The sequence below is a fragment of the Gaiella sp. genome (assembly GCF_039915195.1).
Classification (GTDB): domain Bacteria; phylum Actinomycetota; class Thermoleophilia; order Gaiellales; family Gaiellaceae; genus Gaiella.
Genome location: NZ_JBDSNT010000089.1, coordinates 1 through 12,632, shown reverse-complemented (window position 1 = coordinate 12,632; position 12,632 = coordinate 1). Strand labels below are relative to the sequence as shown.

Below are 12,632 nucleotides of genomic sequence, written 5' to 3'. Positions count from 1 at the left end.
TCGACCTCGTACCCCAGGAGGATCTCGCCGCCTGCGGCAACGACATCGTCGGCGAAGCCGCGTGCGACGAGGCCGTAGTCGACGATGCCGGTTCCCCGTACGTGCAGCGCGCGCAGGCCAGCCGCGTGCGGCTCGATCTCCCGCAAGCGGTTTGGTCCGATGAGCTCCAGGCCGACCGCGCCGTTTGCGACCGCCCGCCGATGTAACTCCTCGAGACGCGGAAGCTCGGAGGCATCGGTCGCGACGATGACCTTGCCGCAGATGTTCGTTGGGATCGATCGCTCGGCACAGTACTGCTTGAGCGCGGCCGCCCCCTGAGTGCAGAGGCGAGCCTTCAGTGAACCCGGGGCATAGTAAATGCCTGAATGGATCACGCCGCTGTTGCGACCGGTCTGGTGCTGCGAGATCGAGGACTCCTTGTCGATGACGACGATACTCAGCCCCGGCCGCCGGAGTGAGAGCGCCCGTGCAACCGCAAGACCGACGATGCCGGCACCGACGACAGCGACGTCCACCGTGCGATCTGCGAACGAGAGGCTGGATCGATCAGGAACGGGCATTCACGTCAGGGTGTACTCGGGGCCGGATCCACCTTCCGGCGGTGTCAGGCGGCCGCCGCGCGCCGTGATCGCGCCGCACTGGACGCAGTTCGACGGCGTCAGCATCACGTCGACGGTGCCGTCGCCATGGTCCGCCCCCACCTCGTAGACCTGAGCCGGGCACATCCAGGCCCACATCTCGGCGACGTCGAGTGGCACCCTCCGCTCGATCCGAACATGGTTCGGCTGGTCGTCGCGCGTCCGGTTGCCAGACGCGAACACCGAGGAGAGCTTGTCGAACGTCAGCGCGCCGTCCGCGGACGGATAGCGCGATGCACGATCCGTGCGGAGAAGCGGCGCTGTGACATTCGGCTCGTTGTGGAACTCCTTCGGCGGCAGCTTCCCCTTCGTCACCGTCATCGCGCTGGCGAGACCACCACCAACGAAGAAGCCCTTCTCGAACGCCTGCCGCATGTTGCGCACCTCGCGGAGGCTCTTGCCGAGATACCCGGTGCGGATCTCCTCGTCGTAGGCGTCGAAGGCGCCGATCCGGCCCGGGTTCTCGCCTCGCTGCAACGACCGATATGCAGCCTCGGCCGCCAGGCGACCGGACTCGATGGCGTAGTGGACACCCTTCAGCCGGGCGAGATCGACGAGCCCGGCGCTCTCGCCGGCGAGCAACAGCCCGGGCGCACCGAGCCGGCTCGGCATCGCGTGCCAGCCACCGCTCGTGATCGTCTTCGCGCCCCAGGCGACCCGCTCCCCACCGTCGAGGATCTCGCGAACGAAGGGGTGCGTCTTGAACTCCTGGAGAAGGTCGTGCGCCGAGAGCTCCACGTCGCGGTAGTCGAGCCCGATGACGAACCCGAGGGACACCATGTCAGCGCCCATCGGATAGATCCACGACCCGCCGAACTCGCGATACTTCGCCGACTTGCGGAGCGGCCAGCCGAGCGTGTGCACGATCCTGTCGAGCGGCTTCGCGACGCGCCACACCTCCTTGACTCCGAGCTCCCAGATCTGCGGCTCGCGGCCGTGCAATCCGAAGTGATCGAGCGCAGCGCCCGTGAGGTGGCCGGCTGTCCCTTCGGCAAGCACGGTCACGCGCGCGACGATGTCCGCTCCCGGCTCGAAGTTGCCGAGCGGCTCGGCTTCCTTCCCTCGCCCCTTGTCGCCGCTTCGGATCCCGACGACCCGCCCGTGCTCGACGAGCAACCTGTCGGCCGAGGTCTCCGGCAGGACGAACGTGCCAGCGGCCTCCGCCTGCTCGGCGAGATAGCGGGACATTTGCGAGATCGAGACGATCCAGTTGCCGTGGTTGCGGAGCGTCGGCGGCGGTGGGATCCTGACGGCGCGCTTCCGCGTCAGCAGGTAGACGCCCTCACCAGGCACCTCCCCGTAGGTCGGTACGCCCCCGAGCTGCTCGGGCCGTCCGCTGAAGAGCCTGCGAATCGCGCGCGGGTTCATGACGGCGCCGGAGAGGAGATGCGATCCGGGCTGCTTCCCCTTCTCGACGAGCGCCACCGGAACCTCGCCGAGTCTCTCGGCCGTCGCCGGGTCGTCCGCGAGCAGTTGCCCGAGACGGATCGCGCACGAGAGGCCCGCTGGTCCGCCGCCCACGATCAGGACTCCCACCTCGATGCGTTCGTCCAGCGCGTCGGTCGGCGCGGCAATCGCCTCGTTGCTCGAGAACGGCGGCGGGAAGTCCGCGGCACGGACTGCGGCCGCTGCGCCCCTGGCCAACTTACCCCCTGCGGGCTCGCGCGAGCTCGGCGAGCTTCGGGGCGACGGCGTTCAGGTCGCCGACGATCCCGAAATCGGCGAAGTCGAAGATGGGCGCGTTCGGATCCTTGTTGATCGCCACAATCGCACCGGAGTTCTGCATGCCGACCTTGTGCTGGATCGCGCCAGAGATCCCGAGCGCGATATAGAGCTTCGGTGAGACCGACTTGCCGGTCTGCCCGACCTGCGTCGAGTACGGGTACCAGCCGGCATCGACGACGGCACGTGTCGCCGCAACCGCGCCACCGAGCGCCGCCGCCAACTCCTCCGCCAACTTGAAGCCCTCCGGCGCGCCAAGCCCGCGTCCTCCGGCGACGATGACATCCGCATCCTCGATCGAGGGCCCGCTCGCCTGCTCCTGGGCCTGCTCGACCATCTGCGCGGCCGTCGAGTACTCCCTGAGCGTGACTGCGACATCCTTGACGGTGGCGGATCCGCCCGTTTCGACGGGCTCGAACGCACCCGATCGCACGAGGGCGATGCGAGGCGTGGTCGTCCAGCCTACGGTTACGAGAACGGTGTCGCCGAGCGCGGGACGGCGGGCGGTCAGTTCTCCACCGTCGATCTCGAAGTCGGTGATGTCCCAGTTCAGGCCGGCGTCGAGTCGCGCCGAGAGACCGGCGGCAACGTCCGCGGAGAGAACCGAGGCGGCGAAGAGGATGTTCGTCGCGCCCGACGCTGTAACGACCGCTTCGAGCGCGTCGACGCGCGGCTGCGGAAGCGGAGCCTCGAACTCGGGTGCGTCGACGGCGTACACGTTGGACACGCCGTACGCGCCGGCCGATGCCGCGGCGTCGGCGACGCCGTGCCCGACGATCACACCGGCAACGTCCTGCCCGCCGACGGCGAGCGCTCTCGCGAGCACGCCGAGCGAGCCTTTCTGGATGAGCCCATCGTGATGCTCGAGGAAGACGAGGGTGCTCACAGCAGTTTCTTCTCCGCAAGCCAGGCGATGAGTTGATCGGCGGCCGTTCCGTCGTCCTCGATCTTGATCTGGTTTCCCTTCGCGGGCGGTGGAGCGAGCGTGAGCACGCTGGTCCGCGATCCTGCAGCCCCGACGAGGGCGGGATCGGCCCCGAGATCCGCAAGCGACAACGTCTCTGCCGGCTTGGATTTGGCCCCCATGATTCCCTTGAGGGACGGGTAGCGCGGCTCGTTGATCGCATCCGACACTGCGACGACCGCCGGCAGCGGCGCCGAGATGATGTCGTAGCCGAACTCCGTCTGCCGCTTCCCGGTCACGGAGGCCCCCTCCACCGTGAGCTCGGCGACCTGAGAGATCACCGGACGCTGCAGCCTGTCGGCGACCGCGGCCCAGAGGACGGCACCGTCGGAGTCCGATGACTGCTGCCCGAAGAGAATGAGGTCAGCTCCCTCACGCTCGAGCCCCTTCGCGAGCGCGTAGCTCGTGGCCACGAGATCCGAACCGGCGGCTGCATCATCCGAGACGAGCATCGCGCGGTCGGCACCCATCGCGAGCGCCTTGCGCAGGGAATCGAGCGCCTTGGTCGGCCCGAACGACACGACGACGACCTCGCCCCCGTGTGCCTCCTTGATCCGGAGAGCTTCCTCGACGGCGTTGACGTCGGTCGCGTTGAGCGCACCCTCCCCCGACCGGTCGAGCCGGTTCGTGGTGGGATCGAGCTTTCGTCCCGACGTTGCGTCCGGAACCTGCTTCACACAGACCGCGATCTTCATACCGTGAGCCTAGATGATGAACAATTCGAGTGGCAGGGTAGAGGTGACTCTCGTGGTGAGACGTCGAGGCACTCTGGTAGGCTCCCGCCCTTCGAGCGCGAATCACGGGAGACACTTGGCTCCCGATCCAGGATGCGAATTCACCGGACGACAGCCCGAGGAGCCTTCCTCCTCTCTTTCCTCCTGGCGCTCAGCCTGGCGGTCGTGTCAGCTTCACTCGCGGTCCCCGAGCCCGCCGACCCACCCTCTGGCGGCAAGAATCCGATCGTCTTTCCGGTCGTCGGTGCCGCAAGGTACTTCGACGATTGGGGCGATCCGCGCGGGCAGGGTCGACACGCGGGGAACGACATCCTCACGACGTGGCGCTCCCCCGCGGTCGCGGCGGAAGACGGGAAGATCAGGCTCTGGACGACGTCGTCGCGGGCCGGGTGCATGCTCTACCTCTACGGCGCAAGCGGCACGACCTACCTCTACGTCCACCTCAACAACGACCTGACCGCGAAGCGAGACAATCGTGGCACATGTGCGCCGGGCGTTGCCTACGCCAACGGTCTCAAGACGGGCTCACGGGTCAAGGCCGGCCAGCTCATCGCCTATAACGGCGACTCGGGCGACGCTGAGGGGACCTACCACCTCCACTTCGAGATCCATCCGAACGACGGCGTCGACGCGAATCCGCGTCCGTATCTGAACGAGGCGCGGCGCCTGCTCTTCCCGGTTCAACCACTTGTGAAGCCCGTGACAGTCGGGGTCAAGGGGACGGTCACCTCGGCAGGCGGCGGGATCGTCGAGCTCGCAATCACGAGTTACCGGGTCTGGCCGGGCGGAACGTGGGTGACGATCCCCGCGCGCACGCTCGAGCTGGCGGTGCCGGTCGAGTCCGTGGTCGATGAGTCACTCGTAGATCTCATTCTGTCGCCGACGAGGCGAACCCTGAGCTCCAGGAAGTGGAAGGCGACGAAGGTCGTCGCGTTCACGATTCCGACGCCGGCGACGCTCGCCGTCAGTGCAGGCGAGCCCGGAGCACTCTCGGTCGATCGGATCCGCCCCGGATGAGTCGGGCCGTCTCCGCGGCCGTTCCGAGCGTGTTCCGTATCTACACGTGTGCAGTGGCCGAGCGAAGGAACGCGACGATCTCGCTCGTCGGAGCACCCGGCGTGAAGATCGCTGCTACTCCGCGGTCGATCAGCTCGCCTGCGTCGTCGGCCGGGATCGTCCCGCCGACGACGACGAGCACGTCGTCCGCGCCCTGGGCGCGGAGGCCGTCGATGATTCTCGGCACGAGCGTCATATGCGCTCCCGAGAGCACCGATATCCCGACTGCGTCCGCATCCTCCTGGATCGCCGTCTCGACGATCTGCTCGGGGGTCTGATGGAGGCCGGTGTAGATCACCTCCATCCCTGCGTCGCGCAGGGCGCGCGCGATGATCTTCGCACCGCGGTCGTGTCCGTCGAGGCCGGGCTTGGCGATCACCACGCGTATCTTCCGCTCCACATGGGCAGTATACGGCGATGAAATTCTCCGTCATCGGCTGTTCGCCCGCCTGGCCCAATCCCGGCAGCGCCCATTCGGGATACCTGCTCGAGCACGAGGCCGGACGGCTCCTCGTCGACTGCGGCCCCGGCGTCCTCCCCCGCCTCCGCCAACGCGAGGGCTGGCCGAACGTCGATGCCATCGCGATCACCCACTTTCACCTCGACCACTGGGGCGATCTCGTGCCGTGGGTCTGGGGCGCCATGTACCGCTGGGCGGGAGCCGTCGCCGTCGACAATCGCCCCGACCTCTGGGTTCATCAGGGCGGCCGCGCGGTGATGGAGGAGTTCGGCGAGCAGTTCGGCTTCAGGGACATGTTCGACCGCGTGTTCACCGTCCGCGAGTACGCGCCGGACGAACCGTTCGTCGCCGCCGGCTTCGAGGTTGTGCCGCTGCGACTGCCGCATTACACGCTCGAGACGTACGGGTTCAGGCTCTCGGCCGACGGCGTGACAATCGCGTACTCAGGCGATAGCGGCCCGAGCGAGCGACTGGCGGAACTCGCCCGTGACTCCGACCTCTTCGTGTGCGAAGCAACGCTCAAACGCGGCGTCGACGACGGACCGCTGAGAGGGCACCTCAGCGTCGACGAGGCACTTGCGTCTGCCGCACAATCCGGGACGAGGAGAGTGCTGCTCACACATCGCCCCTCCGAATTGGATACCCCGCCCGACGTCGAGCAGGCGTTCGACGGCCTCGAGATCGAGCTGTAACAGACTCGAATCGGCGAGGGTGTGCCCGAGCGAGGCACGGGAAAACCAGCTTGTCCCCCGTCCGAGCGATCCGATCGAGGGACTGACGACATCGTGCCTCCCCTGCTCGGGTGGCGCGATCGCTGATCCGAGGGATCACCCGAGGGTACCGCTGCTGCCGATCCCTCTGGCATGCGGCGGTTCCTCATTCTTGTCACCTTCGTGGCTCTCGCGCTTGGAGCTACGGTCGCCGGCCCCGGCAGCGAGGCGGCACAGGCAACGGGGCAGAAGTGTGGCGCGGGAGCGAACGGCTCCCAGGGGTACGCCTACGCGGGCCATCAGGCAACCAAGGTCGCTCACGGTGTCCGCGCAACGATCACACCGACCGTGCAGGCGAACGTCGCCGCCGGTCACGTGGCCGGCTGGGTCGGTGTCGGCGGACCGGGTCAGGGCGCCGGCGGCGAGACGACGTGGCTTCAGGTTGGCGTCGCGTCGATGCCGGACACTCCCACGATGGTCTACGCCGAGATCACTCGTGGCGGCCAGGATCCGGTGTTCGTGACGCTTCTGCAGGGTATCGCGGTCGGCGAGAGCCACAAGGTCGCAGTGCTCGAGATGTCCGGCCGCCCGAACTACTGGCGAGTCTGGCTCGACGGAGCCGCGGTGACCGAGCCGATCCTGCTCGCGAATTCGACCAATCGGTGGCGTCCGATCGCGACCGCGGAATCGTGGGACGGCAATCGGGGCGTCTGCAACCGGTTCGGGTTCCGCTTCGACGGCGTCGGCGTTGCCGCGTTGAAGGGTGGCTCGTGGCAGGCCTTCTCACCCGGCTACAAGTTCCTCGACCGCGGGTTCGACGTCAAGCGCCTGAGCGGCTCGACCGATGGGCAGCGCACGCTGTCAGCGGGTGCGCCTTCCCCGTACGCGTTCGAGGCAACGAGCCTGTAGGGGCGAGGCGGATGCCTCGCCCTCGAGGCGGATGCCTCGCCCCTACGACAACATGGCCCACGCACAACCGGGCCCACGGCAACCGAAACACCCGCCGGCCCAACGCACCCGGCACCCGAGGACGACGCATCCGCGTCGCCCCTACGACAACATGGCCCACGCACAACCGGGCCCACGACACCCGAAACACCCGCCGGCCCAAACGCATCCGGCACCCGAGGACGACGTCCGCGTCGCCCCTACGACAGCGACGTGTCACCCATGCCCGTAGGGGCGAGGCGGATGCCTCGCCCTCCTGGATGCCTCGCCCTCCCGGACGCCTCCGCCTACGAGGCGAGAATGCGGATCGGCGTCCCGAGCGGGATCCGGTCACGCATGAAGTTCGCGGTCTCGTTCGACATGCGGACGCAGCCGTGTGAGACGGCTTGCCCGAGCAGGTGGGGCGCCGTCGTTCCGTGAAGCCCGACGACCCCTCCGCCCGGCCATTCCGACAGCTTGGAGTAGGCGCTGGTCTCGAAGGCGAACGAACCCAGGAACGGAACCTTCACCGGCTTGAAACGAACGGTGACGTAGTAGAGCCCTGTCGGCGTCTCGGTGCCGGGAGCTCCGACGGCGATCTTGCCGGTGTAGACGAGCTCATTCTTCTTCCAGACTTGAACGACGCGGGTGCCGCGGTAGACGACGACCTGCCACGGCATCGGCTTGACCGCGACGTGCGGAGCCTGCACCCAGCCCGTGCGGCCGTTCGGGCGGCCGGGCACGGTGATCTTGTACCACTCCGTCTTGCCCTTCTTGCCCTTCTTCACACCGACAGCAAGGACGTACCGCGCGCGATAGTCCTGGGGTCTGAACTCGCTCAACCTGGCAATGACGCGCGCGCTCTTATTCGGTGCGCTGCGTACGGCCAGCATCGGCACGTTGATCGTCCCAGCGCCGATGACTGCCTTCGGCGGTGACTGGCTGACAGCGAGGCCTGAGGTCGGCACGAGGAGCGCGACGACGAACACCGCGGTCGCGATGAGAAGCTTGAGCAATCGAGCTGGTTGTCCAGTCATGGGATTCATCATTTCGTCGAGAGGTCTGGAAGTCCTACGCTGCAACGATCTTGATGGGAGTTCCGACCGGAACTACCGAGCGGAGATACTGAATATCCTTGTTCAACAGCCGGACACACCCGTGCGACACGGCCTGCCCGATCAGCTCGGGGGCGTTCGTTCCGTGAACGCCGACGACGCCGCCTCCCGGCCAGTCCGAGAGCTTGGAGTAGCCGCTCGTCTCGAACGCGTAGGCGCCGAGCACCTCCCACGACGGATCGAACTTGGCCTGGACGTAGAAGAGCCCGGTCGGCGTCTCCGTCCCTTTCTTACCGATCGCGATCCTGCCGGAGCGAACGACCTTTCCGTTCACGTAGAACTCGAACTTCCGGGCGCCGCGGTAGATGACGAGCCAACGATCCACCGGCTTCAGTGTGGCGCTCGCGGCGGGGATCCAGCCCGAGCGTCCGTTCGGGCGGCCGGGAATCGTGATCCTGAGCCAGGTGGGCTCACCGGTCTCAGCATCCGTGCGCTGCTCGAGCGCGAGGACGACGCGCGGCCGGAAGTCGGGCCGGAACTGTGTCATCGTCTTCAGAACCGATGCCTTCCTGCTCGGTTGCGAGCGAACGGCCACGCTCGGCCACGCGATCGTGCCGGAACCGACGACGTCGACCGCCGCGAGAGCCGACGGCTTCGAGGGTGCTGTGGCGTCGGCGCCGGCGGCCGGAACCGCGATGAGCCCGACCAGCACAGCCAGGAGAACGAAGGCCTTCATACCCACAGGGTAGTGCCCCTTGTGGGGGGCAACCATGCCTCGTTCGAGGGTTTCACATACCTCTAACAACTGCGCGACGCACGAGGGATTGGCGCCCGAACGGCCGACGCCCCCGGTTCTCCCGGGGGCGTCGGCCCTAACTCCGTTTCGGCTTACGTCGGGCGCTACCCGGTGACGGGGGGTTCGTACACGCCCACCACGCCGATCCGCTGGGTGTTGCAGGCCTTCGCCCCCTGGATCGCGACCCGGATGATGCCCGGCTGGGACGGCTTTACGGTCACTATGACCTTGCCGTTCTTGCCGGTCTTCGCCGTCTTCGAGATCCCAGGCCCGGTGATCTTCACCGTTGCGCCCTTCACACCCTTCTTGCCCTTCTTGACCGTGATGCTGATCTTCTGCGCCTTGCCGGTCGCCTTCAGCACCTTCGGGTTCGCGACCAGCGTGCTGCAGATCTCCGGAACCACGACCGGCGGCTTCGGCGGCGTCAACGGAGCGGTGACGAGCGTCGAGGCCTGGGCCGTGTTGTTGTTCGGATTGTTGTCGATCGGCGTTTTGTTGCTGACGATCACGACGTTTGTCTTCGTCCCGGTCGCGTTGACCGTGGCGTTGATCGAGATCGGCACCGACTCGCCTGCAGCGAGGCTCGAAATCGTGCAGTCGACCGCCTTCGCAGTTGTCGTACACGTTCCCTTACCCGTTGTCGCCGAGACGAATGTGACATCGACCGGAGCCGAGTCGGACACGAGCACGTTCTGTGCAGCGTCGGGCCCGTTGTTCCTCGCCGCGATTGTGTAGACGATCGGAACCGAGCCACCGCCGAGCGGCAACTGCACTGCCGCCGTGGCCGACTTCGTCACCGTCACGTCGCTCGACGGAACGTACGGCGGCGGCGGCGTCGCGGTGAACGTCACCGTTGCGTCGTCCGAGGCCGTCTTCGTGTTGCCGTCGTCGTCGGTGCCAGTCGCCGTCGCGGTATTGACGTGCGGGCTGCTCGGCGTACCCGTGATATTCCGGGTGACCGTGCAGACGATCGATTGACCCGGCGTGATCGTGATCGGCCAGGTCTTGGTCGCACCCCCCACCGTGCAGGTGACGTCGCCGGCGGCATCGAGGTCGCCGAGCTTGTCGTCCTGCAGGGACGTGACGGTGATGTTGTCAACCGCGTTGACCGTAGCCTCGCCCAGCGTGAACTGCGCGAGGTTTGTGATCGTGATCGTGAACGCGATCGCTCGCGTGCCTTCCTGGACGGAGGTCGGATTCGCCGTCTTCACGACCTGGAGCTTCGACGGCACGTCGGTGAGCTCGATGATCGCGTCGTTGCTCGACTCCGGCTCCTGGGTGGTGCCCTCCTCGTCCTTCCAGGAGACGTCGACGTGGTCTGTCTCGGTCGCGCCTGCGTTCCCGATGAGATCACGCGAGAACGTGCACGTGATCGAAGCATCGGGTGCCAGCGTGAACGGGATCCCGTCACCCTGATCCGGAGTTCCGCAGACGAGGTTGTCGAGGTTCTCGGCGTCAACGGTCTCGTCGGGCTCGATGATGTCGGTGAGGTCGGTCACCGTGATCGTGTCCGCCACCGAGTCGTTCGTGATGACGACCTTGAAGTAGAACGTGCCACCGTTCTCCGGGTTCGTCGCCTTGTCCGGAGCCTGAACGTACTCGCCTTCAGGCGTCGCCGACACGGTCTTCTCGACAGTGATCGAACGTGCCTTGCGGGTGTTCGTGACGGTGCACGTCTTGTCGTCACCGTACGCCAGCGTGCCGGAGCAGCCTTCACCGTAGGTGACGGAGTACAGAGGGTCGACGACTTCACCGACGGCGTAGTTGCCAGGGGTGTACGTCCGCGTCGTTCCGAGGCCGTCGCTGCCCGGGAACGAAGCAAGCGCTTCATCGCCACGCTTCACGGTCATCGAAAAGTCTGCCGCCGTCTTCGTGCCGCCAACGACCATCTTGATCACCGTCAGCTTCGGATTCAGCTGGTTCGTGATCGTGCACGTCGGCGTCGCCGCACCACGCGCCAAACCCTGCGCATTCACACACGCCGCACTGTACGTCGTCGTGTAGTTGGCCAGGTTCGCCGCCGGCGTCCCCGCACCAACCTCCGTGATGGCATACGCCGTGTCCGGCGTCAACGCATTCGTCGACGACCCACCACAATCCAACGCAGCCCCGAAATCAGAGCCACCGTTCCGCGGCTGGAAACGATCCGTCGTCGCAGCCTTCCCACTCGGACACACCTTCTCCACCGTCAACTGCGGCGCCGCCTTCAACGTATTCGTGATCGTGCATACCGCGTTCTGCCCGGCCACCAACGTTATCGTCCCGTTAGCCGCACATGCACCACCGATCACGGTGTCGTAGTTCGCCAGAGAAGTGTTCGTCCCCGCCGTCTCACTGACCGTATGGGGGCCGAGCGTCGATTGCACCGCACCCGTCGTGCCACCACAGGCCGCATTCGCTCCCGTGCCAGCAGTCGCAGCATCGATCCGCAGATTGAACAGACCACCATCATTGGTCGGCACACACACCTTGTTCACCGTCAACGTCGGTGCAATAGGGGTGTTCGTATAGGTACAGGTGACTTGATCGCCGGAAGCGAGCGTGACGGAGCTACCCGTGGCCGTGCTACCCGTGCTCGCGTTGGGTGCACAAACCAACGAAAAGAATCCGTAGCCGGACACGGTCGACTCCGACAGCGTGTAAACCCCTTCGAGGACAGGGACGAACTGGGTGTTGTCTCCAGTCACCGATCCGTCGTTCGTGCCGGGGCCGTCCCAGGACAATGTCCACTCGCTGGGAAGCGCAGGTCCGCCCTGAACGACCTTGACGAGCTTCAGAAACGCGGGTGCGCGCTCAATGCCGCAGTCGGACGAGTCGGATGCCGGTGAGGAGCTCTTCTTGGAGCAGATGTTGATCAGGGTCAAGTTTAGGTTCGATGTGACGTCCAGGATGACCTGGGTGTCGTTGTCTGGGTCTGTTGAGAACTGCGGGAGAACGTCCGTCGTCAAGGCAGCCGTCGCGCTGAGAGTCACGCCGGCAGGGAGGGTCTCGGTGCTGTTACCGAAGCACTTCTGACCACCGGTTGACGCATTCGCTGTGGCATAGGTCGGACAGCTCCAATATGTGATGGTGGCGACGGGAGTATCCGTCGGGTTCACCTGGAGGAGGCTGTAGCAGACCGCATACTCGGCTGCGTTCGGGTCGCTTGCGCCCGAGGTGGTCGAGCTCAGATAGACGCAAACGTCCTGGGTGTTCTTGCCCGATAGGTCAACCTCGTCCCATTTCCACCCGTACTGAGTCAACGTACTGGCCGCTCCCGAGCCGTTGACGCCGTACCCACTTAGATCGCTCTGGTTGGCGAGCGAGCTGGGATCGATGTCGTTTTGCCCGCCGGAATCCGGGACAAAAATGAATGTGGCGGCGGAGGTCGAGGCTGCGCCGGCCACTACCAACGCGCACAGCAAAACAAGGAGGGCAAGAAACGCCGGGACCCGTCCGCCGCGCCCTTTGGCTGATCGCGCTGCGCCATCGTTCATGGCATCACACTTCCGCGCTGCGAGCACACCAAAAAGTGCTCGCGCTGAACCTTCATTCGGCCCGCTGGGCTCGTTGCGATTCCCCATCCCCAAC

At 66.2% G+C, this 12,632-nt stretch carries 11 protein-coding genes; 3 read left to right on the top strand and 8 right to left on the bottom strand.

Going from position 1 to position 12,632, the window contains the following annotated elements; all coding sequences use genetic code 11:
- The 4 genes from ABIR74_RS08755 to ABIR74_RS08740 form a co-directional block, all read right to left on the bottom strand.
- The coding region (locus tag ABIR74_RS08755) for an FAD-dependent oxidoreductase (RefSeq protein ID WP_348177130.1) at nt 1-560 on the bottom strand (560 nt) is incomplete at its 3' end.
- Complete coding sequence (locus tag ABIR74_RS08750) at nt 561-2,282, bottom strand: electron-transfer flavoprotein:ubiquinone oxidoreductase (RefSeq protein ID WP_348177128.1); 1,722 nt, start codon at nt 2,280-2,282, stop codon at nt 561-563.
- Between the two features lies 1 nt (nt 2,283).
- On the bottom strand, nt 2,284-3,246 hold the full coding sequence (locus ABIR74_RS08745) for an electron transfer flavoprotein subunit alpha/FixB family protein (RefSeq protein WP_348177126.1): 963 nt from the start codon (nt 3,244-3,246) through the stop codon (nt 2,284-2,286).
- Nucleotides 3,243-4,019 carry an electron transfer flavoprotein subunit beta/FixA family protein gene (locus ABIR74_RS08740; protein ID WP_348177124.1) on the bottom strand — a complete coding sequence of 259 codons (777 nt, stop codon included), beginning with the start codon at nt 4,017-4,019 and terminating at the stop codon, nt 3,243-3,245. The genes ABIR74_RS08745 and ABIR74_RS08740 overlap by 4 nt, the downstream gene beginning before the upstream one ends.
- Nucleotides 4,020-4,223: 204 nt before the next feature.
- Between ABIR74_RS08740 and ABIR74_RS08735 the strand changes: the two genes are divergently transcribed.
- Nucleotides 4,224-5,075, top strand: a complete 852-nt coding sequence (locus ABIR74_RS08735; RefSeq protein WP_348177122.1) for a M23 family metallopeptidase — start codon at nt 4,224-4,226, stop codon at nt 5,073-5,075.
- A gap of 40 nt (nt 5,076-5,115) precedes the next feature.
- Here ABIR74_RS08735 and ABIR74_RS08730 read toward each other — a convergent pair whose 3' ends face one another.
- Nucleotides 5,116-5,514 carry a cobalamin B12-binding domain-containing protein gene (locus ABIR74_RS08730; protein ID WP_348177120.1) on the bottom strand — a complete coding sequence of 133 codons (399 nt, stop codon included), beginning with the start codon at nt 5,512-5,514 and terminating at the stop codon, nt 5,116-5,118.
- 17 nt (nt 5,515-5,531) lie between these two features.
- Between ABIR74_RS08730 and ABIR74_RS08725 the strand changes: the two genes are divergently transcribed.
- Both ABIR74_RS08725 and ABIR74_RS08720 read left to right on the top strand, forming a co-directional pair.
- Nucleotides 5,532-6,266: an MBL fold metallo-hydrolase gene (locus ABIR74_RS08725; protein WP_348177118.1), complete on the top strand. Its 735-nt coding sequence runs from the start codon at nt 5,532-5,534 to the stop codon at nt 6,264-6,266.
- A 171-nt stretch (nt 6,267-6,437) separates the two neighbouring features.
- On the top strand, nt 6,438-7,193 hold the full coding sequence (locus ABIR74_RS08720; RefSeq protein WP_348177116.1) for a hypothetical protein: 756 nt from the start codon (nt 6,438-6,440) through the stop codon (nt 7,191-7,193).
- Between the two features lie 326 nt (nt 7,194-7,519).
- Here ABIR74_RS08720 and ABIR74_RS08715 read toward each other — a convergent pair whose 3' ends face one another.
- The 3 genes from ABIR74_RS08715 to ABIR74_RS08705 form a co-directional block, all read right to left on the bottom strand.
- Nucleotides 7,520-8,248 carry a L,D-transpeptidase gene (locus ABIR74_RS08715; protein WP_348177114.1) on the bottom strand — a complete coding sequence of 243 codons (729 nt, stop codon included), beginning with the start codon at nt 8,246-8,248 and terminating at the stop codon, nt 7,520-7,522.
- 34 nt (nt 8,249-8,282) lie between these two features.
- Complete coding sequence (locus ABIR74_RS08710; protein WP_348177112.1) at nt 8,283-9,002, bottom strand: L,D-transpeptidase; 720 nt, start codon at nt 9,000-9,002, stop codon at nt 8,283-8,285.
- Between the two features lie 164 nt (nt 9,003-9,166).
- A complete protein-coding gene (locus tag ABIR74_RS08705; protein WP_348177110.1) occupies nt 9,167-12,304 on the bottom strand; it encodes a hypothetical protein in 3,138 nt (1,045 codons plus the stop codon).
- Nucleotides 12,305-12,632 lie beyond the last annotated feature (328 nt).